The organism is Streptomyces sp. NPDC088725 (genome assembly GCF_044751305.1).
In the GTDB taxonomy this organism is placed as follows: Bacteria; Actinomycetota; Actinomycetes; order Streptomycetales; family Streptomycetaceae; genus Streptomyces.
On sequence record NZ_JBIVLO010000002.1, the window covers coordinates 658,222 to 682,464 of the forward strand.

The window sequence follows — 24,243 nt, forward strand, 5'->3', positions numbered from 1 at the left end:
CCTTCAGGTGTGTACGGGCAGGTGTGTACGGGCGGTCGCGGCGGTCAGCGCCGCGGCGGTGTTGCCGCCGGAGACGATGGCGACGGCGCGGTCGTGGCTACGGCCCGCGCGCAGTGCCCCGGCCAGCGCGACGGCTCCGCTGGGCTCGGCCTCGATCCCCCGGCGCCCCAGCAGGGCGGCGGCGGCGAGGATCTCGGTGTCGGACACCGCGATCAGGTCGTCGACCCGGTCGCGGATGATCGGGTAGGGCACGGTTCCCGGCTGCTGGCCGCGCAGCCCGTCCGCGACGGTGTCGCTGGGCGGCAGCCGTACGGGACGGCCGGCGGCGAGGGAGCGGGCATAGCGGGGCGTGGTCGCGGGTTCGACGCCCACCACCCGTACCGGATGGCCCCCGGCGGCCAGGCACACGCCGGCCAGCAGACCGCCTCCGCCGGTGGGGACGTAGACGGTGCGGGTGCCGGGCGCGTCGGCGAGGATCTCCCGGCCGACCGTGCCCTGACCGGCGACGACGAGTTCGTGGTCGGAGGAGGGGATGAGGACCGCGCCGGACTCCTCGGCCAGGGCCCGGGCCCGGACCTCGCGCTCGGCGACGCCGCCCGCCACGCCGACGGTGTGCCCGCCGAGGGCCTCGATCAGGGCGACCTTGGCCGGATTGGCCCCGGCCGCCAGCACGACGGTCACCCGGACACCGAGTCCGGCGGCCAGCCGGGCCAGCGCGATCCCGTGGTTGCCCGAGGAGCCGGTGACGACACGGCGGGCTCCCAGCGCCAGGACGGCGTTGACGGCCCCGCGCAGTTTGAACGACCCGCCGTGCTGGCGGTGTTCGGCCTTGATCAGCACCCCGGGCAGGACCGGCAACAGCGGTGTGCGCCGTATGTGCCCGGCGATGCGCCGGGCGGCGGCGCGCACGTCCTCGGGGCCGGGACCGCCGGCACCTGCCTGCGCGCGCCCGCCGGGGCGGGGAACGGCCGGGCCCGGTGCCGCGTGGCCCGGTACGGCTGGGCTGGGAGCAGCGGGGCCCGGTGCGGCGGGGCTGAGAGCGGCGGGGCCCGGTGCGGCGGGGTCCGTCCAGGACGGCGTGTCCGGCATCACCTCCGTACGGCCGGCGTTCACCGGCGGGCTCCGGAAGGCGCCGCCGGCGCGGCCGCGGAGCCGACCGGCGCAGACGCGACCGACGCAGAGCCGACCGGCGCGGACGCCACCGTCGCGGACACGGCCGGCGCGGACGGAACCGGCGCCGCTCCCGGGCCGTCTCCGGCGTGGGTCAGCGCCCGCCGGTCGGCCTTGCCGCCCCGGGTGGTGGGCATCTCGGCGATCCGGACGAACCGGCGCGGCATCAGATGCGGGGGCAGGGTGGCCGCCAGGTGAGCACGGAGCGCGGCGTCGGGCGTGTCCGCCAGGTCGCCCGCGACATGCGCGACCAGGAACACCCGTCCCCGGTCGTCGGTGTCCGAGGTGACGACCGCTCCGGTGACCCCGGGCCTCGCCAGCAGCGCGCCCTCGACCTCGGCGGGGTCGACGCGGTAGCCCCGGATCTTGACCTGCCGGTCGCTTCTGCCGAGGTAGCGGAGACCGCCGGGGCCCGTGCGGGCGAGGTCGCCGGTGCGGTAGAGCCGTGCGCCCGGCGGTCCGAGCGGATCGGGCACGAAGCGTTCGGCCGTGCGGGCGGGCAGCCCCTGGTAACCGCGCGCCACGCCCGCCCCGCCGATGCAGATCTCGCCGACGGTCCCGTCCGGCACCGGCGCCAGGCCGGAGTCGAGCAGCCGTACGACGACTCCGTCGATCGGAGTGCCGATCAGGTCGGCGGCGGTGTCCGGGTCGCGGGGAACGGCGTAGCGGGTGGAGGTCATCGTGCACTCGGTCGGACCGTACTGGTTGATCAGCTCGCCGTGGACGACCGTCCGGCCGCCGGCGGTCAGGAACGGCCGGAGTGATTCGCCGCTGGATACCACCACTTGGACCCCGGCCAGCAGCTCGGACGCGTCCGGCTGCCCGGCCAGGAAGGACAGGAAGGACGGTGTCACGCTCAGCAGCGCGGTCACTCCGTGGGTGCGCACGGTGGCGCCGAACTCGGCCGGCCGCAGCAGCGCGGAACGGGGCACCACGACCAGGCGGCCCCCCGCCAGCAGCGGCGCGAAGGTGTCCCGGACGGACGCGTCGTAGCCCAGTGGCGCGACCTGGAGCGCCACCGTGTCCGGTCCCAGGCAGTAGTCGCGGGCGACGAAGCGCAGGTACGAGTCCAGTCCCCCGTGCTCGACCAGCACGGCGCCGGGTTCGCCGGTCGTCCCCGACGTGTGGCTGACGTACGCGAGCGTCCGCCGGCCCGGCGGCTCCGGCGGTGCGACGGCGTCCGCGCCGGCCTCCGCCCTGTCGAGGAGCACCGGGCGGCCGGGAACGGGCAGCTCCAGGCGGGCCGCGAGGTCCGAGGCGGTGAGCAGCAGGTCCGCCCGGCCGCTGCGTACCAGCGCGGCCAGCCGCAGCGGCGGCTGCTCGACGTCGAGCACCAGGAACGCGGCGCCGGAGCGCACCACGGCGGCCATCGCGACCACCGCGTCCGCGCCCCGTTCGACCGCCACCGCGCACACGGTCTCCGCCCGGGCGCCCCGGGCGCACAGCTCGGCCGCCAGGGTGTCGACCCGTGCGGACAGCTCCGCGTAGGTGAGGTCGCCGTCCGGGGCGGTGACCGCGATCCGGCCGGGCTCCCGGGCGGCATGGGCGGCGATGTCGTCGACGAAGGTACGCATCACGCCTCCCCGGCGGTGTCGGTGACACTCCGGTCGACGGCGACGAAGCGCAGTTCGGAGGTGTACGAACGGCCCTCGTCGTCGGTCAGCCACGCCTGTTCCGGACTGGGCAGCATCTCGCTGACCGTCAGCCGGGCGCCGGGGTCCTTACGGGCCAGACGGCGCGCCGCCTTGGCGAAGATGGTCACGTACACCGGGCTGTCGAAGTCGAGGTAGAACGGCCTCGGTTCGGTCGGCGAGACCACGAACACGAAGCGGGGCAGGTCGCGCCGGCGGCGCCAGTTCCGCGCCCGTACGTACCGCTTGGCTTCGGATTTCTCATCGATGAAGTCGAGTTCGGAGACCGCCAGCGACCACGTCTCGCGGGCCACGACCACCTTGTCGATGGTGATCCGGGGCGTGTGATCGCCCTCGGGGCGCAGGGTGAAGCGGTCCATCACACGCTGGGTGAGGGTGTTGGCGTAGACGTCGAGCAGGTCGAACTCCGCGCCGCCGGGCAGCACCGCGACCAGCTGGCCGGCCCGGTCCTCGACCGTGACGTCGCCGCTCAGCGCGGTGCGCGGCCGGTGCGGGTCACCGGTCTGGTCGACCAGGGCGACGTAGTGGTCCTCGGGCCGGTCCAGCGACGGCCGGCTGCGCGCCGACCACTTCAGCGGCAGTTCCTTGGGCAGCATCGGGAGCAGCCGGGGCTCCGGGAAGTCGCGTGTGGTCTCGGCCACCAGGGCGTCGCGGTCGGGATGCTGGTGGACGAAGAGCGAGGCGCCCGTCGTGTTGAGCGCGCAGTGCATCTCACCGAGCACCAGCTCGAAGTCGCCGCGGCTCACCGCCGCCCGGTCCTCGGCCAGCACGAGCAGGTCCGGGCTGAAGTAGCGGGCCAGCGACCAGCCCGCGCCGAGCTCCTCGAACTCCTCCCGCACCCGGTCGGCGATGTCGGCCGAGGACAGCCGCACCTCGCGCGCCGCTTCGGGAACCGCGAGGACACGGGCCCACTTCGCGCGCAGTTCGGCCTGGATGGCCGCGATGTCGGCGGACGCCTCCGGGTACGGGGAGGGGAGGGACGCCAGCCACATCGATCCCAGGTCGACCGGTTCCCCGGCCGCGCGGAGCCGGTCGTACACCTCGCGGAGGCGCAGACGGACGGTCTCGGCGAACCGGTTGGTCATCCAGCGCGCGGCCGTCAGGCACATCGCGAGCGGCGTGAGTTCGTCGAGGACGGCGCTGCCGACCGTGGCGGTCGCCGCGCGCCGGGCGTCGGAGTAGACCAGCCCCCGGCAGGGCGCGGTGCGCTCGCCCTTGGCGCGCTGCGCCTCGGTGGCGGTGAGCGCGGCGAAGTCGGCCTCCAGCGCGCTCAGCGCGACGGTCAGCGCGTCGGCGTCCATACCGGCGGCCCGCACCGCGTCGCGGCCCCGCTCCAGCACGGCCAGCTTCTCCAGCGCGGTCTCCCGTACCTCCTGGTCGCCGACGCGTTCGAGGATGTCCCGCAGCGCGCGTTCCGGGTAGGTGCTCGACGGCACCTCCAGCCGCCACTGCACCCACCGCCTGGCCACGAGCGACTGGACGGTCTCGGTCGCCTCCGCCACCGGGATCCCGGCGGCCTCGGCGATGACCGCCACCGTCCTTGTTCCGTCGCACAGTTCCAGGACGGCGCGTGCGGCCTTGCCGATGTCCTGCGCCGGGCGGCCCGGCATCCGGACGGTGCTGTCCTCGATCCGGACGAACGACACCCGGCGCGGCGGTATCCAGGTCCGCAGCGCGGGATCGGCGTCGAGGGACTTGGCCAGCGCGTCGATGGCCCAACTGGCGAAGTAGACACGGGAGTCGGCAAGGAAGCCACTGCCCGGATCGACGGCGATCCCGCGCGTCGACAGGTCCCAGCGGCCCCAGCCGACGGGACCGAAGAACCCGATGGTGTCGTTCTTGACGCAGAAGCGCTGCCAGTAGTGCGCCACCAACTCCTCGCGCTGGCGGGGCATGCTGGTGCGCCCGGCCGCGCTGGGCGTCCAGTTCAGGAACGGCGCGATGCCGGTGCGCAGCACGGTCGGGTTCTGCCAGGCGACCGCGGCGCGGAAACGCGGCGAGGCGGCGATCTCCTGGAGCAGTTCGGCGGTACGTACGGCACCGGCGTCGAACGCCTCGGCGAAGGCGTCCCAGTCCTGGCCCGCGAGGACGTCGTCCGGCCCGAACTTGTCCGCGGCCGGGGCCAGCCCCGGCGGGGCCATGCGCAGCACACCCTCGGCCGGGAAACCGGGGCCGCGCAGGGCGAAGTGCTCCCACAACCGCCACCCCCCGGTGGGCAGGTGCACGTTCTCCGAGTTGTCCGACATGGCGGAACTCCTTCCAGGGAGGGACAGCGGGGCACGGTCCGCACGGCGGCCGGCCGGGATGCCGGAGTGAACGGGCGCCCAGCGCACGGCCGCTCGCCGGGCCGGCCGGATCGGCGGCCGGGCCGGAGTTCGCTGCCGGACTCCGGTGTCACCTTGACGACCAGGAGCCTGCCGTGGCGTGCGGTGGGGCCGCCAGAGAAGGAGCGGCAGCGGTGTACGCCGCTACTGCTGCGCGTTTGGCCCTGGGACCGGCCCGCCGGCCGGGGCAGCCTGGTGCCCCGTCGACCGATCGAGTACGGAAGGAGCGAGGCGATGAGCGACAGTGACGAGAGCGTCCACCGGGTCGTACGCAACGACGAGGAGCAGTACTCCATCTGGCGGGCCGACCGCGAGCTGCCCGAGGGGTGGTACGCCGAGGGAACGAGCGGAACCCGGGAGGAATGCCTGGAGCACATCGGCCGGGTGTGGACGGACATGCGGCCGCTGAGCGTACGGCAGCACATGGCAGCGACGAGCGTCTGAACGGCGGGCCGGCGGGGACCGGCAGGACCCGGCCCCCGCCGCCGCGCGCACCGGCCGCCGGTGCGTCACCCGGACCGGCACGAGCCGGGCCCTCACCGCCCGCCGGGACCGAGCCGCTCGCGGGGCCGGGCCCGTCCTACTCCGCGTAGACCCGCATGCTCCACAGCGCGTCGGACGCGGCGGTGACGGTCACGGTCAGCTCATGGTCACCGTCGAAGCGCATCTCGTTCCTCACCGGGGTCGCCGCGTCGCACGGGACCGTCATCTCCCCCAGCGGCTCGAACGAGATCGCGAGGTCGTCCTGACCGGACTGGACGCAGTTCACATCGATCCGGACGGTGCCACGGTGAACCGCCGCCCGCCCCGCGGTCGCCGATCCCGTCCGGTCCTTGACGACGAGCAGATCCTTCTGCCCCGCCGATTCCCTCGGCGGGACCGGCACGGTTGTCGGCACGGCGGCGGGCTCGCCCGACGGGGTGGCGGCACTGGACGTGCCGCGCGGGGTGACCGCGCCGCCGGCCGGACGACCGTCCTCCGGGGACCCGGACGTGGAGCAGCCCATCGGCACGGTCAGGGATATCGCCGCGATGGCGATCGATTTCCTGAACCGGGAAGCGGGAAAAGGGCGGTGGCGCATATCAATTCCTTCTGGGCCGTGCGGGTGGAGCGGCCGGCTGTCCGGTCCCGCCGCCGGAAGGCACCGCGTACGGTCAGGAAACGGTGTCCCCGGGGAGTTTTTCCGGGATGTGCCGGACACGCCCTACAGCGCGGCCGCGCCGTGGTTGCGCAGGGACTGGCTGTACTGCTGGAGCACCCACAACTCGTTCTGCACGGCGGCGAACTGCTCGGCGTCGGCCTGTCCGCTGAGCCGGGTCAGCGTGCCGGTCACGTCGAGGATGCGGCGCTCGACGGCCCGCAGCCGGACCTGGACGAGCTGCTGGCCCGCGTACACCTCGTCGATGGCCTTGCCCCGGAAGACTTCCACGGCCAGTTCGGTGACGAGGTTGCGCACGGTGTCGTTGGGCACGGACTCCAGGACCAGGGTCAGATACCCGCGGCCGTCGCTCACGCCCTGTTCCGCGCCGCCCGCGTCCTCGATGCACTGGCGGACCGTGGCGTACGGCGGGGCGGTGAACTCGTCGGCTCCGTAGGCGTCGAAGGCCGGGGAGACCAACTCCGGCCGCTGGAGGGCCAGTTTGAGCAGTTCGCGCTCGGTGCGGTGGGCGGGGCTGCGGAGGTGGAGCGCGGGACCGGCCGGACGGCCGCCCTGCGGGGCGAGGCTCTCGTACGCGCCCGACGCGTCGCGCGCGGGCGCGGCCTGTCCCTGCCCCGCGGGGCCGCGGCCACCCCGGTCACGTGCCCAACGCGCCACCTGGGAGACCCGTTTGACGACGAACTGCGTGTCCAGGATGCCGAGGATGCCTGCGAGCTGCACGGCGACCTCGTGCTGCGAGGCGCCGTTCTTGATCCGGGCGACGATCGGCGCGGCCTCGTCCAGTGCGGCCGCGCGGCCCGCCGGGGTCTCCAGGTCGTAGTGGGAGACGATCTGCCGGATCGCGAACTCGAAGAGGGGTGTGCGCGGTTGGACCAGGTCCTGCACGGCGTCGTCGCCCTTGGCCAGCCGCAGGTCGCACGGGTCCATGTTGTCGGGGGCGATGGCGATGTACGTCTCGGCCGCGAATTTCTGATCGTCCTCGAAGGCGCGCAGCGCGGCCTTCTGGCCCGCCGCGTCACCGTCGAAGGTGAAGATCACCCGCGCGCTGCCGTTGTCCATCAGCAGCCGCCGCAGGATCTTGATGTGATCGCCGCCGAAGGCCGTGCCGCAGGTGGCGATGGCGGTGGTGACGCCGGCCAGATGGCAGGCCATGACGTCCGTGTAGCCCTCGACCACCACGGCTCTGCTGGACTTCGCGATGTCCTTCTTGGCCAGGTCGACGCCGTACAGCACCTGGGACTTCTTGTAGATCGGGGTCTCGGGGGTGTTCAGGTACTTCGGCCCGTTGTCGTCCTCGCGCAGTTTGCGCGCGCCGAAGCCGACGACCTCACCCGAGATGTCGCGGATCGGCCACATCAGCCGGCCGCGGAAACGGTCGATCGGACCGCGCCTGCCGTCCTGGGAGAGCCCGGAGACGATCAGCTCCCGGTCGGAGAAGCCCTTGCCGCGCAGAAAGCCGGTGAGGTGGTCCCAGCCGGCCGGGCTGTAGCCGATGCCGAAATGCTCGGCGGCCTGCTGGTCGAACCCGCGCTCGGCGAGGAACTTCCGGCCGATCTCCGCCTCGGCGCCGGACAGCTGCTCCGCGTAGAACTGGGCGGCGAGCTTGTGGGCCTCGACCAGCCGGGTGCGCTCGCCGCGCTGACCGGCCGGGTTGTAACCGCCCTCTTCGTACCGCAGCGTGATGCCCGACTGGGCGGCGAGGCGCTCGACCGTCTCGGAGAACGAGAGATGGTCGATCTTCATCACGAAGGCGATGGTGTCCCCGCCCTCCTGGCAGCCGAAGCAGTGGAAGAGACCCTTGCTGGGACTGACCTGGAAGGAGGGGGACTTCTCGTCGTGGAAGGGGCAGAGCCCCTTCAGATTGCCGCCGCCGGCGCTGCGCAGCTGGAGGTACTCGGACACAACGGCATCGATCGGGACCGCGTCCCGAACCGCCTTCACGTCGTCATCGTTGATCCTGCCCGCCACGCCGTGAATTCTACGGGGACGGACCGGCACTCCAGCCCGGTGCCGGGTCTCCGGAGTCCCGCGGGCCTCAGGTGGCGAGGGTGGAGAGCGGTACGGACGGGTCGGCGAGGGCGTCCAGATCCAGCTGGGCACCGGAACGGATGAGGCGCTGGATGTCTTCCGTGACGTCCCACACGTTCACGTTCATCCCGGCCAGCACCCGGCGGTCCTTCAGCCAGAAAGCGACGAACTCCCTCTTTCCGGTGTCGCCGCGTACGACCACCTGGTCGTAGGAACCGGGCGGCGCCCAGCCGGAGTACTCCAGGCCCAGGTCGTACTGGTCGGAGAAGAAGTACGGGACGCGGTCGTACGTGAGGTCCTGGCCGAGCATCGCGCGGGCGGCGGCGGGACCACCGTTGAGTGCGTTGGCCCAGTGCTCGACGCGCAGCCGCTCGCGGGGGTGCGCGGCGGGCTGCTCGTCGGGCTGCTCGCTGGACCGTGCGGAGTCGGACCGGGGGTCCTGCCGGGCGGTGCCCCAGCCCGTGAGCGGCAGGGACGCCACGTCTCCGGCCGCGAAGACGTCCGGGTCGGAGGTACGCAGGCCGCCGTCCACGACGATGCCGCCGCCGAACGCGCGGGGAGCCAGTTCGAGACCCGCCGCCTCGGCGAGCGAGACGCGCGGGGCCGCGCCGATCGCGGCGAGCACGTCGTGCGCCGGATGCTCCTCGCCGTCGTCCGTACGGGCCGCGAGGACGACACCGTCCTGTCCCGCGATCTCGGTGAGCCGGGCACCGAAGTGGAACCGTACGCCGTGTTCGCTGTGCAGGTCGGTGAAGAGCTGGCCCAGCTCGGGGCCGATGACGCCGTGCAGCGGGGTCTCCTCGGCCTCGACCACGGTCACCTCGGCGCCGTACCCGCGCGCGGCCGCCGCGACCTCCAGGCCGATCCAGCCCGCTCCCGCGATGACCAGATGGCCGTTGTCCCGGCCGAGGGACGTCAGCACACGGCGCAGCCGCTCGGCGTGGGCAAGCCTGCGCAGGTGGTGGACGCCTGCCAGGTCCGTCCCCGGGATGTCGAGGCGGCGCGGCTCCGCGCCGGTGGCCAGCAGTAGCTTGTCGTACCGCAGGGAGGTGCCGTCACCCAGATACACGTACTTGCCCGCGCGGTCGATCGAGGTGACGGTCTGGCCGAGGTGCAGCTCGACCTGGGCCTGGGCGTACCAGGCCGGCTCATGGACGTAGACGCTGTCGCGCTCCTCCTTGCCGGTCAGATAGCCCTTGGACAGCGGGGGACGTTCATACGGATGGTCGCGCTCGTCACCGATGAGGATCACCCGGCCCGTGAAACCTTCCGCCCGGAGTGTTTCCGCGGCCTTGGCCCCGGCCAGTCCACCCCCGACGATGACAAATGTCCGATGTGCGTCGACCACTGGTTGTCTCCTCTTCGCTCAGCCGCCACCTGCGAGCGTCCCGCACGGAGCGTGATGGCGAAAGAGGGAAAGGCGCATGAGCGTGTCCCGGAGCCGTGATCTGGCCGCTTTCGTAACGCTGCCTTCACAAAGTGCGGTGGGGGCAGGTGGGATCCGTGGGACAAGGGGCCGCTTCAGGGGTCGCCAAGCGGCCGCCCGCGGTCTGGACCAATTCGCCAGGCGGTGGGTGGGTCGGGATGGAGCCGGTCGCTGGAGGAGCTGCCGCCCGTGCGAGATCAGCGCGTCAGGGCGCTGTGCAGCGCGCGGGCCGCCGCGTCCGTCAGGGAAGCGATCTGGTCGACGATGACGCGTTTGCGCGCGCGGTCGTCAGAAGCGACGTCGAACAGCGCGCGGAACTGCGGGTCCAGCCCCAGGGGGGCGCGGGCCGTCAGCGCCTCGGCCAGCTCGGCCAGCACGATGCGCTGGTCGGCGCGCAGCACCTCCTGTTCGGCGCGCTGCATGACGTAAAGGTCCGCGACGGCCTTGAGGACCGCGCACTCGTACCGGGCGGCGCGCGGAACGACCAGCTCGGCCGCGTACCGGGTCAGCGGGCCCGTGCCGTACGCCTCCCGGGTGGCGGTCTCCGCCGCCAGGCAGAACCGGCCGATGAGCTGGCTGGTGGCGTCCTTGAGGCGGGCCTGCGCCACGGCGGAGCCGTCGTAGCCGTGCGGCCACCATTCCTGCTCCATGAGGCGGTCGAGCGCGGCGGCCAGCTCCTGCGGATCGGTGTCCTCGGGCACGTACCGGCCTGTCGCCACCGCCCAGATTCCGCGCCGCTCGGTCTCCGAGGAGAGCGCGCCGGGTGCGACATGGCCGGCGTGCAGGCCGTCCTCGAAGTCGTGCACCGAATAGGCGACGTCGTCGGACCAGTCCATGACCTGGGCCTCGAAGCAGGTGCGCCCGGCCGGCGCGTCCAGCCTGGCCCAGGAGAAGACCGGCAGGTCGTCCTCGTACACGCCGAACTTCACCGAATCCGGCCGGGTGGGGTGTGCGCCGCGCGACCAGGGGTATTTGGTGGCGGCGTCGAGAGCGGCGCGGGTGAGGTTGAGGCCGACGCTGACGTACTCGCCCGTCTCCTCGGAGCGTACGAACCGCTTGGGCTCGATACGGGTCAGCAGCCGGAGCGACTGCGCGTTGCCCTCGAAGCCGCCGCAGTCCTTCGCGAAGGCGTTGAGCGCCTGCTCGCCGTTGTGGCCGAACGGAGGATGCCCCATGTCGTGCGAGAGGCACGCGGCCTCGACGAGATCGGGATCACAGCCGAGGGCCGCGCCCAGCTCGCGCCCGACCTGCGCGCACTCCAGGGAGTGCGTCAGCCTGGTCCGCGGGCTGGCGTCCCACTCGCGGCTGTGCGAGCCGGGGGTCACCACCTGGGTCTTGCCCGCGAGCCTGCGCAGCGCGGAGGAGTGCAGGATCCGGGCACGGTCGCGCTGGAACGCGGTACGGCCGGGACGTTTGTACGGCTCGGTGGCCCACCGCTCGGTGGCCGCCTCGTCGTACGCGCCGGGCGCCTGGGCCCGCGCCGGTTCCTGCGGGAGGTGGGACGGGGTGATGCCTGCTGCCATACACAGAAGGTAACCGGAACCGGGAGGTACCTGGCGACCCGGTACCGCGATGACGCCTGAGGCGTGAACCGTTCGGCATCGCAGGACGTCGTTCACCGCGACAAGGGAAGACACCGGAAAGCCGGCGGGAGAGCCATGCCACTACCGAAAATACGGCGGCCACAGCCGGGGCTTCCGTGGACGCGACCGCCGTGGGCCCACCGGCCCCGGACCCGGCGCGGGCAGCGGCGCGCGGTGCGGGCCGTCGTGCTGGCGTGCGTGGTCGCACTCGCGCCCGCGACCTGGATGTACGTGGTCGCCGGGGACCGCGTCCGTACCGTCGCGGACGTACCGGCCCGGGACGTCGCGGTCGTCTTCGGCGCGGGCCTGCGCGCGGGCCGGCCGACGCCGTATCTGGCGCACCGGCTCGACGCGGCGGCGGAGCTGTACCGGACCGGCAAGGTGAGGGTCGTCCTGGTCACCGGCGACAACAGCCGGAAGGACTATGACGAGCCCGACGCGATGCGCGCGTACCTCACCGAACACGGCGTGCCCGACGGGCTCATCGTCAGCGATTACGCGGGGTTCGACACCTGGGACTCGTGCGTGCGGGCGCGCAGGATCTTCGGCGTGGAGCACGCGGTGCTGGTCACGCAGGGCTTCCACGTACGGCGGGCCCTCGCGCTCTGCCGGTCGGCGGGGATCGACTCGTACGGCGTCGGGGTCGATGAGCCCCACGATGTGACCTGGTACTACGGCGGGGCGCGGGAGGTGTTCGCGGCGGGCAAGGCAGCACTGGACGCGGCGCTGCGACCGGATCCCCAGTTCCTCGGCCGTACGGAACCGGGGGTGGCGGACGCGCTGATCGCGAGCGAACGCGAGTGACCTGGTGCGTGGTGGCGTGGTGACGTGGTGCGCTTCAGTGCGGGCCGGTGCGGGCGGTCCAGTCCCCGCCGGGGATCAGCCGCCCGCGCGCCCGGAGATCGCGCGCCACGCGGGGAGCGGCGAAGTACACCCACGCTCTGACCGGGGCGCCGGTGCTCGTGCCGCTGCCGGTGCCGTCCAGCGGCCGGACGTCGCGGGCAGCCCGTTCGTACAGGTTGGAAGAGTCACCGGGCAGGGCGGTGAACCCTTCCAACTCGTCCAGTAAGCGCAGGAGTTCGCCGTAATGACCGGGCGTGGGAGTCACCAGTTCACCGACGACGGCGCCTCGCGGGTCGCCCGCGCCGACGGCCTCGACCGCGTACGGGTAGCCGGGACCGTCGTAGAGGAGCGCGCCGTCCAGCCGGGCCGGTTCCTCACGGGCCGTACGGCCGCGCAGGAACCGGTCGTGGTTGTGCTCGCCCGGCCGGAGCGTCCCGTACACGAAGAAGGGAAGAGACTCCGCCCGGCCGGTCTCGTCCCCGCTCACGGCACGCGCGCTACTCACGGCGCGGGGGTCTCCGACGTGGTCTCCTCCACGATCCACGCCAGATACCCCGCGCTCCCCCGTACCACCGGGGTGGCGATGATCTCCGGCGTGTCGTAGGTGTGCGCGGCCAGCAGATGGGCCTCCAGCGCCGCATAAGCGGTAACGGTCGTCTTGAAGAGAACCTGCCATTCCTCGCTGGTCTCCACGGCGTTCTGCCAGCGGTACACCGAGGTGACCGGCGCGGAGATCTGGGCGCAGGCGGCGAGGCGTGCCTCGATCACGCCCCGGGCCAGTTCGTCGGCCCTGTCGGCGCTGTCGGTCGTGGTCAGCACGGTCAGGTACTCGGCAGTCGGCACGGGCCGGCCTCTCCTTCGGGGTCCTGCGACGGTCGGGCGGGTCCTGCGACGGTCGGGCGGGACACGTTCGTACAGCACCGTAACTCCCGTGCCCCGCCGGCGGCGTGCGGACTCAAACGGCGTACGGGCGAACGGCCTTGGCCTCCCGCAGTGCGCGCCCCCACCAGCCGAGCCGGTCGAGCATGGCCGTCGCGGCCGCGTCGGACGACGTCGGGTCCTTGTGCGCGCCCTGGTCGTCGAAGAGCGCGCCCGCGTTGTGGAACGAGACGGTGTCGCGCACGGTGACCGCGTGCAACTCGGCGAAGACCTGGCGCAGTTGCTCGACCGCACGCAGTCCGCCCGAGATCCCGCCGTACGAGACGAAGCCGACCGGCTTGGCGTGCCACTCGCCGAAGTGCCAGTCGATCAGGGCCTTGATGGAGGCAGGAAAGGAGTGGTTGTACTCGGGAGTCAGTACGACGAAGGCGTCGGCGCCCGCCAACATCGGCGTGACTTTGGCCAGTTCGGCCTGAACGACGGGATCGGGGTCGAAGGACAGGGAGGTCGGCAGGGCGACGCCGGCCAGATCGATCAGCTCGGCGGTGAAGTCGGCGCGCTCGGCGACGCGGGAGAGGAACCAGTCGGAGACGACGGGCCCGAAACGGCCCGCACGGTTGCTTCCGAGGATGACGGCCAGCTTCAGAGGCGCGGATACGGCGGATTCCCGCGTGGTGAGGTCCATGGAGAGAGCGTGTTACTTAAACCTTGGTTCAAGTCAAGCCGCCCCCGCGCGCTACCTTCCCGGGTATGACTCAACTCGCCTGGGATGCCAAGGAAGCCACCATCGGTGAACTGGCGGAGCGCAGCGGCGTGTCCACGTCCGCGCTGCGCTTCTACGAACGCGAGGGGCTGATCCGGAGCCGCCGCACGGCCGGCAATCAGCGCCGCTACAGCAGGGACACACTGCGCCGCGTCGCCTTCATCCGGACCTCGCAGCGGCTGGGCATCCCGCTGGCGACCATCCGCGACGTGCTGGGGCTGCTGCCGGAGGACCGTACGCCGACGAAGGAGGACTGGGCGCGCATCTCCGAGTGCTGGCGCGACGACCTCGAAGAGCGCATCCGCACGTTGCGACGGCTGCGGGACAACCTCTCGGACTGCATCGGCTGCGGCTGCCTCTCGCTGGACCGCTGCGTTCTGTCCAACCCCGGCGATGAGCTGGCCAGGCGCGGCCCGGGGCCCCGCCGCCTGATCGAATGACCGAAGACCGAACCCCGAAGACCGAAGCTTCCGGGGGCGCACGCACTGCGGCCTCCCGCCGCCGTCACCCGTTCGGCACGCGCGCGGGAAACGGTCACGGCGACCCGCTGTAAAAGCCCGTGACCTGCGGTGACACTTCCTGGCAAGCGTGACACGCCGTACAGGAGCGACGGATCTGATCACCCATCAGCAGGCACGTACGCCGGGGTGCGCCTTACCTCTGAGAAGAGGACGAATCGCGCCGCAGCCCGGAGGAATCCATGCGCACTGCTGAATCCCTGACCGGTTCCGGGCCGGTCACCGCCGACGGAGCCGCATCCGGCTCCTCCCAGATCGCGGCGGGGGCGGCCACACGGGCCGCTGCCGCCGTCGGCGGGCTCAGGCCCCTGCGACGCCGGGCGAGCGGCGCGCAGGACAGCTGACGGGGCCGGTCTCCACCGCCCCCGTACCCGCCCCGTGTCCCCGCCCCCGTCACGCTTATCGCTGCCGGGGGCGGGGAACCCCCACCCTCCGGGACCTCGGAGACACGGCAACGAGGCGCACGGCTGTCGGCCTCAGCGTGGCTGTCGGCCTCAACACGGCGTACGGCCTCAGCGCGGTGTTCGGCCTCAGCGCAGCGTGGCGAGGTGGTCTGCCGCGCCGCCGCGCCATTCGATCAGGAAGAGGGACGAGTCATCGGTGGTGATCCCACCTCTTTCGCCCTTCAGGGTGTGGGAGAGCGATCGGGCGATCGCCCGCACTCCTTCCTTGGCCCGCACCGTGCGATTGATGGCGTCGATGAAGTGTTTCTCGCCGAACCGCTCCCCGCCCGAACGGCGTTCTTCGACCAGTCCGTCGGTGAAACACAGCACCTGATCGCCTTGCATCAGCATCTGTTCACTGACCTGCGGCTGCTCTCCGCCGAAGCCCAGCGGCAGCGTCGTCGGGCTTTCCAGCCGGCCCAGGACGGCACGGTCGCGGATCAGCACAGGCGCGGGATGGCCCGCGTTGACCCACTTCAGGTGGCCGGTGGTGATGTTGAGGGACAGCATCTGCGCGGTGACGAAGTGGTCGAGTCCGAACTGCTTCTCGATGGCGCGGTCCATGAACGCGTACATCTGTGACAGGTCGGTGTTGGCACGTCTGCTGTGGCGGTAGGCGCCGATGGCGACGGTGGCCATGGTGGCGGCGTCCAGGCCGTGGCCCATCGCGTCGATCATCGCCGCGTGCAGGACGTCGTCGTTCAGCGCGTAGTCGAAGCTGTCGCCCGCGACGTGATAGGCGGGTTCCAGGATCCCCGCGACCTCGACCTGCGGGACGGTCATCGACAGCGGCGGCAGCAGCGACCACTGGATCTCGGCAGCCACACTCATCGGGGCGCGCCGGCGGGCCTGGAAGAACTGGTCGGTGTACGAGTCCTTCGTGACGATCATGTCGGCGACCAGGGCGGCGAGTCTGCGCAGCAGCCGCCGGTCGTCGTCATCGACCCGGTCGAGGGTGACCACCATCACCCCGATCTGGTCGCTGCCGTCCAGCAGCGGCAGGTACATCCGTACCGTGCCGTTCTGCTCGACCTCCACCGTTTTCCGGTGCAGGAAGGAATCACCTGCCGGGGAGTCCTCGACCGGCTCCGGATCGGCGATGGTCAGCCGCCGCCCCGGCAGGGGAACCAGCAGCAGCTGCTCGTAGTCCTGGAGAAGGATGGAGATGTCCCGGCCGCCGATCCGGGCCACCTCTTCGGCGACCAGCGGAGCGATGAGCTGCGGTGGCATCTCGTGGGCCCGGTCCAGCAGCACGCCGAGCAGCCGCTCGCCGAACCCTTCGGAACGGTCCGGCATGACGTTCCTGTCCCGCTTCCGATCACCAGCGGTCATACCGGTCCTCTCGCTCCACGGGCTGTCGTCGCCCGGTTCACCGGACGGTCGCTCGGGGAGACGTACACCGGACGGCCCGGTGACCGGCTTCGGGAGACCGCCGCATCGTGCTCGCGCATCTGTCCGCAGCATGACACTGGTGTCGCTCTCCACCGGTTTCCCGCACCGGGACGCGTCTCTCGGCGAACGCATGCCCGAGGGGCGGTCCGCCGACGTCGAGGATCCGGGTGGTCGTGAGAGACCCGCTGATCGCGGGAGACCTGCTGATCGCGGGAGCCCTGCTGATCCGCGGGAGCCCTGGCGGTCGAAGCGGCTACGCCGTCCACTGGTCGAACGCGAGCTTCGCGACCAGCGAGAACACCACCACCAGCAGCACCGCACGCACGAACTCGCTGCCCTTCCTGAGCGCCATCCGCGCGCCGAACATCCCGCCCGCCAGGTTGAACACCGCCATCAGCGCGGCCAGTCGCCACATCACCGTGCCCTGGTACGCGAACATCGCGAGCGCCCCGGCATTCGTGCAGACGTTCACGATCTTCGCGGTGGCGGAGGCCGTCACCAGGTCGAGGTGGAGTACGGCGGTGAGCGCCAGCACCAGGAAGGTGCCCGTGCCGGGGCCGAAGAGCCCGTCGTAGAAGCCGATGCCGCCGCCGACCAGCACGATCGCGGTGACCATGCGGCCTCGGGTGACGGGGGCGCCGCCCGCCTGCGCCTTGCCGAAGGCCGGCCGGAGCATGACGAAGGCCGCCACCGCGAGCAGCACGACCATGATCACGGGCCGCAGAACCTCGCTGCTGATCCCGGCGGCGAAGAAGGCACCGGTCATCGAGCCCGCGAGCGCCATCAGCCCGATCCGCACGGCCGTCTTCACGTCGACCGGCGCCTTGCGGAGATACGTCACCGCCGCGCCCGAGGTGCCGACGATCGCCACGGCCTTGTTGGTGCCGAGGATGTTCGCGGCGGCGACCTGCGGCAGGCCGAGCAGCATCGCGGGCAGAAGCAGCAGTCCGCCACCACCCACCACCGCGTCGATCCAGCCGGCCGCGGCGGCGGCCAGGCAGAGCAGAAGGAGGGTGGTCAGCGATATGTCGGGCATGCTCGCGACCCTATACATGCCGGTGCACAGCCCCCATGGCCGCGTCCCGGGGCCCGTCTGCACAGAGTGTCGGCACGCCGCCCATACATCCTTGCGGGTGAACCGGTCGGCCCCGCTCGTCCCCGTACACACCGACCAGCGCCGACACGTCGGGGCGGTGTGATTTCACACGCCGAGGAGAGAGGCGTGACCGGTCGTACGCTGAGGCCGTGCGGGTAGCCGACGGGTAACGGTTCCGCCGAGCCGTACACCGAACCGTACGAGGAGTACCGCATGCCCATGACCGGCTGGACCGCGCACGACATCCCCGACCAGAGCGGACGCACCGCCGTGGTCACCGGGGCCAACAGCGGGATCGGGCTGGTTACCGCGCGCGAGCTGGCCCATCGTGGCGCGCGGGTGATCCTCGCCTGTCGCAGCGAGGAGCGCGGCAGGCAGGCCGAAGCCCGGATCACCGCCGAAGTACCCAGCGCCGAGGTGGAGTTCATGCCGCTGGACCTGGCGGACCTGTCCTCCGTACGGGAGTTCGCCACCAGGTTCCCGTACGAACGGCTGGATCTGCTCATCAACAACGCGGGCGTCATGGCGCTGCCGTACGGCACCACGGCCGACGGCTTCGAGACCCAGTTCGGCGTGAACCACCTCGGGCACTTCGCCCTCACCGGCCTCCTGCTGCCCCGGCTGCTGGAGACGCCCGGTGCCCGGGTGGTGAGTGTGTCGAGCGGCATGCATGCGCTGGCCAACATCGACATCAACGACCTCAACAGCGAGCACCAATACCGTCGTTGGATCGCGTACGGCCGCTCCAAGACGGCGAACCTGCTCTTCGTGCACGAGCTGACACGGCGGTTCGCCGCGGTCGGCTCCGATGTCGTGGTGGCCGCCGCGCACCCCGGTTACGCGTCCACCAACCTGCAGACGGCGGGCGCCAAAATGGAGGGCCGCAAGATCGCGGAACGGATGGCCCGGGCCGCCAACCGGATCATCGCCCAGCCCGCCGAGTCCGGCGCCCTGCCGACGCTCTACGCGGCGACAGAACCCGGCGTACAGGCCGACTCCTTCACCGGCCCCCGCCTCCAGAGCTGGCGAGGCGCCCCGGCCCGCTCCTGGCGTGCCCCCTGGACGCTGAACGACACCGCGAGCGAACGTCTCTGGGACGCCTCGGAACAGCTCACCGGCGTCCGGTACGAGGGCCTGCCCCGCGCCGCCTGAGAGCCTGGCGGACCCCGGCGCCTCTTCCCGTGTCGTGCCGGACAAGGGCGCCGGGGATCTGCGTCAGAGGGCGATGACCCGGACATGGCCACCGCAGAGTCTGCCCATGTCATCGGTGTCTGACGTCAGCAGCGCGGTCGGCCTCGGCAGCCGCAGCGCCACTTCGGCAACGGTGGCGTCGATAGCGTACTTGTGCCCGTGCAGTCCCGAACGCTTGAGGAGTTCGGCAGCTGCCTTGGCGGCCTGCTCGGTGACCGGCTCCACCTTGACTCGTGACAGCACCCAGTTCAGGCGAGGAAGGTCTGTACGCGCGTGACTCACCTCCACGATGGTGTTCGCTCCGACGACGAGATCAGCCCCGGTGTCATGGAAGAGCTTCAGCATCGCGAGGAATGTGCGGTCCTGCGAAATCCAGGCCGAAAGCCCTTGTGAGTCCAGGACGACGCTCTCGAAGTGCTCGTTCACGCGGCATCCGTGCGCCTGCCGATGCTCGGGGGGCCGAAGATCTTCTCTCGGGCTTCGGCCAGTTCCTCGTCGGTGAAGTTCCCGTGCTCCTCTTCATGGCGTCGCAGGTCGTCGCCCAGGAGCTGGTGCCTTATCTGGCGGGCTACCGCCTCCGCAACGTAGCCGGAAACGTTGTCCGTCAGCTTGCGAAGCTCCGCGACCTGATCGCTGGGAAGCGTGACGGTGATACGAGTCGTGGACGTCATATGGCCAGCATACCGGAGTATGCGAGCCCGGGGGGTGCGATTCCCTCGCCCTCATACCGAAGGGGCGAGCGCCCCCGCACGGGTCGCTCGCCCCTTCTCGTGCCCGGAGCCGACCGCCCGCCGGTGAGGGTCGGGGTTGGCCGGCGGGCGGCTCCGGTGTTCTGGGGCGGGGCGCGCGCATCGGCCGCGCGCGCCCCGCCGGGGTCCTACCGCGAGTCGCAGTCGCTCGGCTGCGCCGCCGCTCGGCCCGCTTCCAGGCGCGCCACCGGGATTCGGAACGGCGAGCAGGAGACGTAATCGAGGCCCACCTCGTGGAAGAAGTGCACCGACTCGGGATCGCCGCCGTGTTCGCCGCAGATACCCAGCTTCAGATCGGGCCGCACCGCCCGCCCGGCCTCGCAGGCGCTTCGTACGAGCGCGCCCACGCCGTCCCTGTCGATCGTCTCGAACGGGGAGACGCCGAAGATGCCCTTCTCCAGGTACGCGGTGAAGAAGCTCGCCTCCACGTCGTCGCGGGAGAAGCCCCACACCGTCTGCGTGAGGTCGTTGGTGCCGAACGAGAAGAACTCCGCGGCCTCGGCGATCTGTCCCGCTGTCAGCGCGGCGCGCGGGAGTTCGATCATCGTGCCGAGCGCCAGGTCGAGTTCGAGGCCCCGGGCCCTCTCGACCTCCGCGATGACCAACTCGGCCTCGTCGCGGACGATTTCCAGCTCCTGGACGGTGCCCACGAGCGGGATCATGATTTCGGCACGCGGGTCGCCCTTGGCGTTCTTGCGCTCGGCGACGGCCTCCGCGATCGCCCGTACCTGCATCGCGAACAGGCCCGGGATGACCAGCCCGAGCCTGACCCCGCGCAGGCCGAGCATCGGGTTCTGTTCGTGGAGCTTGTGCACGGCCTGGAGGAGGCGCAGGTCGTTCTCGTTGTGGTCCTCCCGCGCCTCGGCGAGCGCGACGCGTACCGACAACTCCGTGATGTCGGGCAGGAATTCGTGGAGGGGCGGATCCAGGAGCCGGACCGTCACGGGGAGTCCGTCCATTGCCTCGAACAGCTCGATGAAGTCCGCCTTCTGGAGCGGCAGCAGCGCGTCCAGCGCCTGGACGCGTTCGTCCTCCGTGTGCGCGAGGACCAACTGCTCGACCATCGCGCGGCGTTCGCCGAGGAACATGTGCTCGGTGCGGCAGAGTCCGATGCCCTGGGCGCCGAAGCGGCGGGCGCGCAGGGCGTCTTCGGCGTTGTCCGCGTTGGCGCGCACGCGCAGCCGCCGGCGGCGGTCGGCGTACGACATGATCCGGTGGACGGCCTTGACCAGTTCGTCGGCGTCGTCGGCGCCCGCGTGCATCCGGCCCTCGAAGTACTCGACCACCGGCGAGGGGACGACGGGGACCTCACCGAGGTAGACCTTGCCGGTGGAGCCGTCGATGGAGACGATGTCGCCTTCCTCCACCACGATTCCGCCGGGCGCGGTCATCCTGCGGGACTTGGTGTCGACTTCCAGCTCCTCCGCGCCGCAGACGCAGGTCTTGCCCATGCCGCGGGCGACCACGGCGGCATGCGAGGTCTTGCCGCCGCGTGAGGTGAGGATGCCGTTGGAGGCGATCATGCCGTTCAGGTCGTCGGGGTTGGTCTCGCGGCGGATCAGGATGACCCGCTCACCCGAGCGCGACCATTTGACGGCGGTGTACGAGTCGAAGACCGCCTTGCCCACCGCCGCGCCCGGCGAGGCCGCGATCCCGCTCCCGAGCAACTGCCGTTTCGCGCCGCGCGCCGGCTGGTCGGCGAAACGCGGGAACATCAGTTGCGCGAGCTGCGCGCCGTTGACCCGCTGAAGCGCCTCGGCCTCGTCGATCAGCCCCTGGTCGACGAGTTGGGTGGCGATCCGGAAGGCCGCGCCCGCCGTGCGCTTGCCGACGCGGGTCTGGAGCATCCACAGCCTGCCGCGCTCGATGGTGAACTCGATGTCGCACAGGTCCCGGTAGTGGGTCTCCAACGTCTTCATGATCTGGAGGAGTTGGTCGTACGACGTCTTGTCGATGGTCTCCAGGTCGGCGAGCGCGACGGTGTTGCGGATGCCCGCGACGACGTCCTCGCCCTGCGCGTTCTGGAGGTAGTCGCCGTACACGCCCTGCTGGCCGCTGGCCGGGTCGCGCGTGAAGGCCACGCCCGTACCGGAGTCGGGGCCGAGGTTGCCGAAGACCATGGAGCAGATGTTGACGGCTGTCCCGAGGTCGCCGGGGATGCGTTCCTGGCGGCGGTAGAGCTTGGCGCGTTCGGTGTTCCACGAGTCGAAGACCGAACAGATCGCGAGGTCCATCTGCTCGCGCGGGTCCTGCGGGAAGTCGCGGCCCGTCTCCCTGGAGACGATCTCCTTGAAGCGTGTGACCAGCTTCTTGAGGTCGCCCGCCGCCAGATCGACGTCGGTGGCGGCCTGCTTGTCCCGCTTGGCTTCCTCCAGCGCCTCCTCGAAGAGGTCGCCGTCGACTCCGAGCACGGTGGCGCCGAACATCTGGATGAGCCTGCGGTACGAATCCCACGCGAAGCGCTCGTCGCCCGCCTGGGCGGCGAGTCCGGCGACGGATCCGTCGGAGAGGCCGACGTTGAGGACGGTGTCCATCATGCCGGGCATGGAGAACTTCGCGCCGGAGCGCACGGAGACGAGCAGCGGGTCGTCGGCCTGGCCGAGCTTCTTGCCCATCTGCCGTTCGAGGGCGTCGAGATGCGCGCTCACCTCGTCGCGCAGCGCCGCCGGCTCCTTGCCGCTGTCCAGATAGACCTTGCAGGCGTCGGTGGTGATGGTGAAGCCCGGAGGGACGGGCAGACCGAGGTTGGTCATCTCGGCGAGATTGGCGCCCTTGCCGCCGAGGAGGTCGCGGAGATCCTTGTTGCCTTCGGTGAAGTCGTAGACGTACTTCTTCTCGTGGGACTCGCTGTGTTCCGACACGGGCCTCGGCTCCTCGACGACGCGGTGGCTGCCCTGATGGCGTGAACATACCCAGATCGAAGGCGTCCGGGGACGTGCACTTGTCCGTCATACGGCTTGAACCACCCATCCGCCACTGGATCGAAAGCGTGGAGCGGATCATCGTGCGCCCCGGGCTCCTTCAGACCTCGAAGCACGCATGACTTCCCCATGACATATAGCGCTCATCTGAGCATCCACAGACACGTCTGAGTTTACAACGTGAACGCGAAAGGGGTGGCGCACTGCGCCACCCCTTCAGAACGCGACCGATTTCAGCGATCGCTCGTCTGAGCAAAGCTTTCATCAAACGTGACGAGGATCACGCGTCCACGCAGTCCCGCAGCACCGCCAGGTTGACTTCTTCGAGGCTTCCGGCGAAGAACCGCTTCTCCGCGGGTTCCACCGGCAGCAACGACGGCACCACCAGCACCGCGCACCCCGCCGCCTGGGCCGACGCCGTGCCGTCCGGTGAGTCCTCCACCGCGACGCACCGCTCCGGCCCGAAGCCGAGGCGTTCGGCCGCCGCGCGGTAGGGATCCGGGTGCGGCTTGGTCCGTACGGTGTCGTCCGCCGAGAGGGTGAAGGCGAACGGGACGTCGGCCAGCGAGCCCGCGACGACGGAGTCGACCACGGTCCGCGGCGACGCGCTCACCAGCGCGAACGGCACGCCCGCGCGCTCCAGTTCGGCAAGCAGGCGGCGAGCGCCGGGACGCAGGGGCGCGCCCTCCTCGACCCGCCGGAAGAACAGTCCCGCCAGGTCGGCCGCGATCGTGTCACCCGCGTCGGCGCGGCCCGTCACCCGGACCAGATGAGCGGCCGTGTCGGCGACCGCCCGGCCCACGACCTCGGGCGCGTCCGCGTCCGTGAGCCGGTGGCCGAGGCCCGCCGCGACCTCGTCGGCCGTCTCCCACCACAGCACCTCGGTGTCCACGAGGGTGCCGTCCATGTCGAAGAGGACAGCCGCAGGGGAAACCGCGGGGACGGCCGCGGGAGTGCTCACGCCTCGGCCCCGGAGTCACCCGTGGCACCGGTCCCGGCCGACGTACCCGAGGCCGCCGGAACCACCAGCACGGGACGCGCCGCAGGACGGACCGTCGCCCGTACGCCGGGCACCAGTTCCCCGGCGTCCCGCGACGGCAGGTCCGCCTTGACGGAGCCGCCACCCGGCAGGTCGAGCAGCACACGCGTGACCGAGCCGAAGAACGAGGCGGAGACGACCGTGGCCGTGCCCGCGGGGTCGGCGGTCGCGGTGATGTTCTCGGGGCGGATCAGCACCTCCACCTGACCGCTCGCCGGGATCTCGCCGTCCACGGGCAGCGTCGCGCCCGCGACCTCGACCCGGCCGCCGCCGCTGAGCTGTCCGGGCAGCCGGTTCATCGTGCCGACGAACTCGGCGACGAAAGGCGTGGCGGGCCGCTCGTACAGCTCGGAAGGCGGCGCGCACTGCTCCAGGCGCCCGGCGTTGAGCACGGCGACCCGGTCGGCCATGGACAGCGCCTCCTCCTGGTCGTGCGTCACGAAGATCGTGGTGATGCCCAGCGACAGCTGAAGCCGCCTGATCTCCTCGCGCAGCGTCAGCCGCACCTTGGCGTCGAGCGCCGACAGCGGCTCGTCGAGCAGCAGGACGCGCGGGCGCAGCGCCAGCGCGCGGGCCAGCGCGACCCGCTGCTGCTGACCGCCGGACATCTGGTGCGGGAAGCGGTCGCCGTGGTCGGGAAGGCCGACCAGGTCCAGCAGTTCGGCGGCGCGGGTGCGCCGTTCGGCCGCCGAGACCTTCCGTACGCGCAGTCCGAAGGCGACGTTGTCGCGGGCGTTGAGGTGCGGGAAGAGGCTGTACGACTGGAACACCATGCCCGCGTCACGGCGGTTGGCCGGGACCCGGGTGATGTCCTGCCCGTCCACCAACACGTCACCGGAGTCCGGGTGTTCGAAGCCGGCGAGGACCCGGAGCGCCGTGGTCTTGCCGCAGCCGGAGGGGCCGAGCAGGGCGAGCAGTTCGCCGGGGCGCGCTGTCAGGTCGAGTCCGTCGAGGGCGACGGTGGGGCCGAACGCGCGGCGCAGGCCGCGGAATTCGACCAGCGCACCCGACCCCGCACCGGGACCGGAGCCGTGCTCGGCCGCGGTGGCTGTGGACGTGGATGACAT

At 71.5% G+C, this 24,243-nt stretch carries 22 protein-coding genes; 5 read left to right on the top strand and 17 right to left on the bottom strand.

Annotated features, from left to right (window positions below; genetic code table 11):
• Window positions 1–3: 3 nt before the first annotated feature.
• From ACIP6N_RS06765 to ACIP6N_RS06775, 3 genes are read right to left on the bottom strand one after another with little or no spacing between them, the layout of a single operon-like run.
• The gene (locus ACIP6N_RS06765) at window positions 4–1,113 is read right to left on the bottom strand and encodes a threonine/serine dehydratase (protein ID WP_401813425.1); all 1,110 of its coding nucleotides are present in this window, start codon (window positions 1,111–1,113) and stop codon (window positions 4–6) included.
• A complete protein-coding gene (locus ACIP6N_RS06770) occupies window positions 1,110–2,744 on the bottom strand; it encodes an amino acid adenylation domain-containing protein (protein ID WP_401813426.1) in 1,635 nt (544 codons plus the stop codon). Before ACIP6N_RS06770 ends, ACIP6N_RS06765 begins: the two co-directional genes overlap by 4 nt.
• Window positions 2,744–5,068 carry a lantibiotic dehydratase gene (locus ACIP6N_RS06775; RefSeq protein WP_401813427.1) on the bottom strand — a complete coding sequence of 775 codons (2,325 nt, stop codon included), beginning with the start codon at window positions 5,066–5,068 and terminating at the stop codon, window positions 2,744–2,746. The genes ACIP6N_RS06770 and ACIP6N_RS06775 overlap by 1 nt, the downstream gene beginning before the upstream one ends.
• A gap of 312 nt (window positions 5,069–5,380) precedes the next feature.
• Between ACIP6N_RS06775 and ACIP6N_RS06780 the strand changes: the two genes are divergently transcribed.
• On the top strand, window positions 5,381–5,590 hold the full coding sequence (locus ACIP6N_RS06780; protein WP_401813429.1) for an MbtH family protein: 210 nt from the start codon (window positions 5,381–5,383) through the stop codon (window positions 5,588–5,590).
• Window positions 5,591–5,726: 136 nt separating this feature from the next.
• On the opposite strand, the gene ACIP6N_RS06785 is transcribed toward ACIP6N_RS06780, so the two are convergent.
• From ACIP6N_RS06785 to ACIP6N_RS06800, 4 genes are all read right to left on the bottom strand, one after another.
• Entirely contained in the window at window positions 5,727–6,227 is a 501-nt protein-coding gene (locus ACIP6N_RS06785; protein ID WP_401813430.1) for a hypothetical protein, read from the bottom strand.
• A 123-nt stretch (window positions 6,228–6,350) separates the two neighbouring features.
• Window positions 6,351–8,273 carry a DNA primase gene (dnaG, locus tag ACIP6N_RS06790; RefSeq protein WP_401813431.1) on the bottom strand — a complete coding sequence of 641 codons (1,923 nt, stop codon included), beginning with the start codon at window positions 8,271–8,273 and terminating at the stop codon, window positions 6,351–6,353.
• Between the two features lie 67 nt (window positions 8,274–8,340).
• Window positions 8,341–9,681: an NAD(P)/FAD-dependent oxidoreductase gene (locus tag ACIP6N_RS06795; protein ID WP_401813432.1), complete on the bottom strand. Its 1,341-nt coding sequence runs from the start codon at window positions 9,679–9,681 to the stop codon at window positions 8,341–8,343.
• 275 nt (window positions 9,682–9,956) lie between these two features.
• Complete coding sequence (locus ACIP6N_RS06800) at window positions 9,957–11,282, bottom strand: deoxyguanosinetriphosphate triphosphohydrolase (protein ID WP_401813433.1); 1,326 nt, start codon at window positions 11,280–11,282, stop codon at window positions 9,957–9,959.
• Between the two features lie 135 nt (window positions 11,283–11,417).
• Between ACIP6N_RS06800 and ACIP6N_RS06805 the strand changes: the two genes are divergently transcribed.
• Window positions 11,418–12,146 (top strand): vancomycin high temperature exclusion protein, encoded by a 729-nt coding sequence (locus ACIP6N_RS06805; protein WP_401813434.1) that lies wholly within the window; start codon window positions 11,418–11,420, stop codon window positions 12,144–12,146.
• A gap of 34 nt (window positions 12,147–12,180) precedes the next feature.
• On the opposite strand, the gene ACIP6N_RS06810 is transcribed toward ACIP6N_RS06805, so the two are convergent.
• The 3 genes from ACIP6N_RS06810 to ACIP6N_RS06820 all read right to left on the bottom strand — a co-directional run bounded on the left by ACIP6N_RS06810 (window position 12,181) and on the right by ACIP6N_RS06820 (window position 13,749).
• Window positions 12,181–12,690 (bottom strand): gamma-glutamylcyclotransferase family protein, encoded by a 510-nt coding sequence (locus ACIP6N_RS06810; protein WP_401813436.1) that lies wholly within the window; start codon window positions 12,688–12,690, stop codon window positions 12,181–12,183.
• On the bottom strand, window positions 12,687–13,028 hold the full coding sequence (gene cutA, locus ACIP6N_RS06815; RefSeq protein ID WP_401813438.1) for a divalent-cation tolerance protein CutA: 342 nt from the start codon (window positions 13,026–13,028) through the stop codon (window positions 12,687–12,689). The genes ACIP6N_RS06810 and cutA overlap by 4 nt, the downstream gene beginning before the upstream one ends.
• 112 nt (window positions 13,029–13,140) lie before the next feature.
• A complete protein-coding gene (locus tag ACIP6N_RS06820; protein ID WP_401813440.1) occupies window positions 13,141–13,749 on the bottom strand; it encodes an NADPH-dependent FMN reductase in 609 nt (202 codons plus the stop codon).
• A 65-nt stretch (window positions 13,750–13,814) separates the two neighbouring features.
• On the opposite strand from ACIP6N_RS06820, the gene soxR reads away from it, so the two are divergent.
• On the top strand, window positions 13,815–14,267 hold the full coding sequence (gene soxR / locus ACIP6N_RS06825) for a redox-sensitive transcriptional activator SoxR (RefSeq protein WP_401813442.1): 453 nt from the start codon (window positions 13,815–13,817) through the stop codon (window positions 14,265–14,267).
• Between the two features lie 260 nt (window positions 14,268–14,527).
• Entirely contained in the window at window positions 14,528–14,689 is a 162-nt protein-coding gene (locus tag ACIP6N_RS06830; protein WP_401813443.1) for a hypothetical protein, read from the top strand.
• A 186-nt stretch (window positions 14,690–14,875) separates the two neighbouring features.
• On the opposite strand, the gene ACIP6N_RS06835 is transcribed toward ACIP6N_RS06830, so the two are convergent.
• Window positions 14,876–16,120, bottom strand: coding sequence for a PP2C family protein-serine/threonine phosphatase (locus ACIP6N_RS06835; protein WP_401813445.1), 1,245 nt, complete (start codon window positions 16,118–16,120; stop codon window positions 14,876–14,878).
• A gap of 313 nt (window positions 16,121–16,433) precedes the next feature.
• On the bottom strand, window positions 16,434–17,216 hold the full coding sequence (locus tag ACIP6N_RS06840) for a sulfite exporter TauE/SafE family protein (RefSeq protein WP_401813446.1): 783 nt from the start codon (window positions 17,214–17,216) through the stop codon (window positions 16,434–16,436).
• Between the two features lie 279 nt (window positions 17,217–17,495).
• Here ACIP6N_RS06840 and ACIP6N_RS06845 point away from each other — a divergent pair, with 279 nt between their 5' ends.
• Window positions 17,496–18,428, top strand: a complete 933-nt coding sequence (locus tag ACIP6N_RS06845; RefSeq protein ID WP_401813529.1) for an oxidoreductase — start codon at window positions 17,496–17,498, stop codon at window positions 18,426–18,428.
• A gap of 63 nt (window positions 18,429–18,491) precedes the next feature.
• Here ACIP6N_RS06845 and ACIP6N_RS06850 read toward each other — a convergent pair whose 3' ends face one another.
• The 5 genes from ACIP6N_RS06850 to ACIP6N_RS06870 form a co-directional block, all read right to left on the bottom strand.
• Window positions 18,492–18,893: a PIN domain-containing protein gene (locus ACIP6N_RS06850; RefSeq protein ID WP_401813447.1), complete on the bottom strand. Its 402-nt coding sequence runs from the start codon at window positions 18,891–18,893 to the stop codon at window positions 18,492–18,494.
• On the bottom strand, window positions 18,890–19,138 hold the full coding sequence (locus ACIP6N_RS06855) for a hypothetical protein (RefSeq protein ID WP_401813448.1): 249 nt from the start codon (window positions 19,136–19,138) through the stop codon (window positions 18,890–18,892). The genes ACIP6N_RS06850 and ACIP6N_RS06855 overlap by 4 nt, the downstream gene beginning before the upstream one ends.
• Before the next feature lie 206 nt (window positions 19,139–19,344).
• Entirely contained in the window at window positions 19,345–22,077 is a 2,733-nt protein-coding gene (gene ppdK / locus ACIP6N_RS06860) for a pyruvate, phosphate dikinase (protein ID WP_401813450.1), read from the bottom strand.
• 340 nt (window positions 22,078–22,417) lie between these two features.
• The gene (locus tag ACIP6N_RS06865; protein ID WP_401813452.1) at window positions 22,418–23,098 is read right to left on the bottom strand and encodes an HAD family hydrolase; all 681 of its coding nucleotides are present in this window, start codon (window positions 23,096–23,098) and stop codon (window positions 22,418–22,420) included.
• Window positions 23,095–24,243 carry an ABC transporter ATP-binding protein gene (locus ACIP6N_RS06870; protein WP_401813453.1) on the bottom strand — a complete coding sequence of 383 codons (1,149 nt, stop codon included), beginning with the start codon at window positions 24,241–24,243 and terminating at the stop codon, window positions 23,095–23,097. The genes ACIP6N_RS06865 and ACIP6N_RS06870 overlap by 4 nt, the downstream gene beginning before the upstream one ends.